The organism is Mesorhizobium sp. M7A.F.Ca.US.002.01.1.1 (assembly GCF_004022955.1).
In the GTDB taxonomy this organism is placed as follows: Bacteria; Pseudomonadota; Alphaproteobacteria; order Rhizobiales; family Rhizobiaceae; genus Mesorhizobium; species Mesorhizobium ciceri.
The window spans coordinates 1-3,217 of the sequence record NZ_RZQE01000579.1; the positions used below are offsets into that span (position 1 = coordinate 1).

Sequence of the window (3,217 nt, forward strand, 5' to 3'; positions counted from 1 at the left end):
GAAATGGGTGACGATGGTGACCATCAGCCGGCCCTGCAGGGCCGCAACCAGCCCCGGCGTGATGCGCGACGGCAGCGCCACCGGAACGCGCGTGTGGAGGCGCAGCAGCCGCACATGCGCGATCCCTTCGATGCGCGCGCGGATTTCGGCCAGCGCCTTGTCGGGCAGCGACAGCGGATCGCCGCCGGTCAGGATCACCTCGCGGATTTCGGGATGCTTGGCGATATAGGCCAGCGCCGGCTCCAGCGCCTCGCGCGTATAGCCCCTGCCGATCGAGGTCAGAGATTCCTTGCGGAAGCAGAACCGGCAATAGACCGCGCATTGATAGGTCGGGAACAGCAGCACCCGGTCGGCATGGCGATGCGTCAAGCGCGGCACCGGGCTGAAGTCATGGTCGGCGATCGGATCGTCGAGTTCGCCTTCCGCTTCCTCCAGTTCTTGCGGAGAGGGGATGACCTGCGCCCGGATCGGATCAGCCGGGTCGTTCCAGTCGATCAGGTCGAGATAGGCTTTGGGCGCGCGCACCTTATGGTTCGCCGCCGCGGCCTGGGCGGCTGCGCGCTCGGCTGACGACAGCGGGAGGCGGTCAAGGTCGCGGACGTGGCGCACCCCGGCGCGGACGTCCGCCTGCCAGGCGGTGTCAGGATCGGCGGAGCGTGCATCGTGGAGGTTCGTGTCTGAAGTCATCAGGGTTCTCGGGGCAGTTTCTGGCGGAGCTATCGGCCGGATGGCCAGGCGGGTCAACCTTCTGGGGTGGTCGCCGCCATCAAATCCACCGCCCGCAAATCCGTAGGTATTTAGCCAAAATGGCACTATTCTGCGCAGTCTGGGCTTCAGGGAAAACGAATGGATTTCAGCACAGGCCATGGTTACCTGCTCATCGGCGGCCTCATCCTCGTCGGTACTGGGCTGCTCATCCTGTCGCTGATCGTCAATCTGCGCGTCGCCCACAGTGTGCGCGACGACGTGCGTCATCGCGAAAAGCTGCTGGAATACTACCGTAACATCTTCTCGCAGTTGGGCGTGATCCTGATCGGCATCGGGGTGTCGCTGTTCATCTTCTTTTTCCAGCAGAATTACCAGGACCAGCGCAGACGCGAAACGGATCTCCAGCAGGTTCTGGCCAAGCTGGCGGCGCGCATCGCTCGCGGCGCTCCCCTCGTCGAGTCACTTGGCGAATTCGACGCGCTGCTGGATGACGGCGGGGCCTACGTTAGTCCCGAACTTGGTGGAACCAACGCCGCCATCGGCGCGCAGGGAGCGGAGCTTGGCAAGCAGATCCGCGAAATCCTGCTGGTTGAGCGCGACGTCGACATCCGGGACTTCGACATCCTCAACCTGTCGCGCGATTTCGAGTCGTCGTTCGTCGTCAACCAGCTCGATCCGACGCTATGGTTCGACATCGTGCGCGACGAGAGCGAGATCAAATATGCCATCACCCAACTCACCCTCGACTACAAGGACCTGCAGGATGCGATCGGCGGCGAGCCGATCGAGGTTGCGATCGCCAATCCTGAAACCGAGCGCAAGATCAAGCACGAGGTGCTCGACATCTTCTACGATGCCGACCTCTTGCGCCAGCGCAGCAGGCGATTTCTCGGCCGTGCGTGCTGGCTTCTCAGCCACGGACGCAGCTTTGTCAGTCTTGCACCGGTCGAGGCGATCGAAGCCGACGCGAGGTCACATCAGGAATGGATCGACAGATCGAAGCCCTCGCTGGCACAGACGAAATCGGGCAACGGCGATTGCTTCAAACTGCTCCGATACGGCCCGGCATCCTGACTCCCGGCGGGACCGGTCGATTTGGAAGTCAGTCCCCCACACGTTGCAGCGTGCCGAGATGATTGTCGTCGAGAAAACCTACAGTCATGGCCGACGCCTTGCCGTCAGCGCCGACCACGAAACTTACACCCGAGGGGCTGTCCGGCGTCTCCGCGTCGGGGAAGGTCAGGAAAAGATCACCGTCGAAATGCCTCAATGAATAGGACCGGCCGGCGGCCGGGCCTACCTTGAGTACAAGGTCGTCTCCCGCTTTCGACACAATCGCGTCGCCGATGAAGTCGTTGGCGTACCGGCCAGCATAGACACTGCCCGGCCCGGCTCGCCGTGACGGAGACGGCGGCGCGGCATAGGCGGCCTTGGCCGCCGCGACCGCCGGACCGAACAGGCCCGCATAGATATCATTCCACGCCTTGACCCAGTCCTTCTCGACCTTACCGTCGAAGACGAGATCGGCGAAGCTGTCGGACAATCCCTCCGGCAGGCCAGTCGGAAAGGCGTTGGCGACGATGACTATGCCCAACTTCTCCTTTGGGAAGACTGTCACCAGGGTACGCGCGCCGACGCTGAAAGCGCCGGCGTGGCCCCAGCTCAGGCCGTGTCGGCCGAATTCGACATTCCAGCCGAGGCCGTAGAACGATGCGCCGCCGGAGACGGGATTGTTGCCGCGCGCTATCAGCGGAACATGCGTCTGGCTTAGCGCATCGGCGGCAATCAGTGTCTTGCCGGCATAAACGCCGTTGTGGAGGATGAGGCGCACCCATTGCGAGAGGTCACGTGCCGTAGAGCTGACGCCGCCGGCGGGCGCCTGCGCATCCGGATCGCGCTCTATCCTCGCTGCCCAGGCGCCATCGACCTTGACGTGAAGCGCGGCGCGGTTGGTTCGCTTGACGAAGTCCGAATGGCGGGAACTCGTGGAGGCCATGCCCAGCGGACGGTAGAGCTTCTCCTCGGCGACCTGCTCCCAGGGCTTTCCCGTCGGTGTCGCGGCTGCCACGGCACCCTCTGTCAATCCGAAATTGCTGTAAGAATACCCGGCCCGAAAGCTCGACGATGGCGGCACGAACCGCAGGCGATGCAGGATCTCGACGCGGTCGTAGCCAATGTCCTCGAGGTCGTCTCCGGCGGTGCCTGGAAGCCCGCTGCGATGCGAAAACAGGTCACGGACGGTGAGCTGGCTTGCCGGATAAGGATCGGCCAACCTGAAGGCCGGATCGAGATCGGCGATCTTCGAATCCCAGGACACGATCCTGTCGCTAACCAACGCCGCTACGACGGTGGCGGAAACCGGCTTGGAAAGGGAGGCGATCTGGAACACCGTGTCGGCGTCGACGGTCTCAGGCTTGCCGGCCTCGCGATGCCCAAAACCCTTGAGGAAGATCACCTCGTCATCGCGCACGACGCCGATGGCGAGCCCGGGTACGGCACCGTCCGCGAC

Annotated in this window: 3 protein-coding genes; 1 reads left to right on the top strand and 2 read right to left on the bottom strand. The window is 63.6% G+C overall.

Features of this window, described 5'->3' with window-relative positions; all coding sequences use genetic code 11:
- On the bottom strand, positions 1-687 hold a 687-nt coding region (locus tag EN932_RS32270; RefSeq protein ID WP_128369372.1), incomplete at its 3' end, for a radical SAM protein.
- Between the two features lie 159 nt (positions 688-846).
- Here EN932_RS32270 and EN932_RS32275 point away from each other — a divergent pair.
- On the top strand, positions 847-1,782 hold the full coding sequence (locus tag EN932_RS32275; protein ID WP_063172626.1) for a hypothetical protein: 936 nt from the start codon (positions 847-849) through the stop codon (positions 1,780-1,782).
- A gap of 28 nt (positions 1,783-1,810) precedes the next feature.
- Here the strand turns inward: EN932_RS32275 and EN932_RS32280 are convergent.
- On the bottom strand, positions 1,811-3,217 hold a 1,407-nt coding region (locus EN932_RS32280; RefSeq protein WP_164890732.1), incomplete at its 5' end, for a serine hydrolase.

Coding starts and splice junctions, on each gene's coding strand:
- EN932_RS32275 (WP_063172626.1), top strand. CDS start 847: ATGGATTTCAGCACAGGCCATGGTTACCTGCTCATCGGCGGCCTCATC.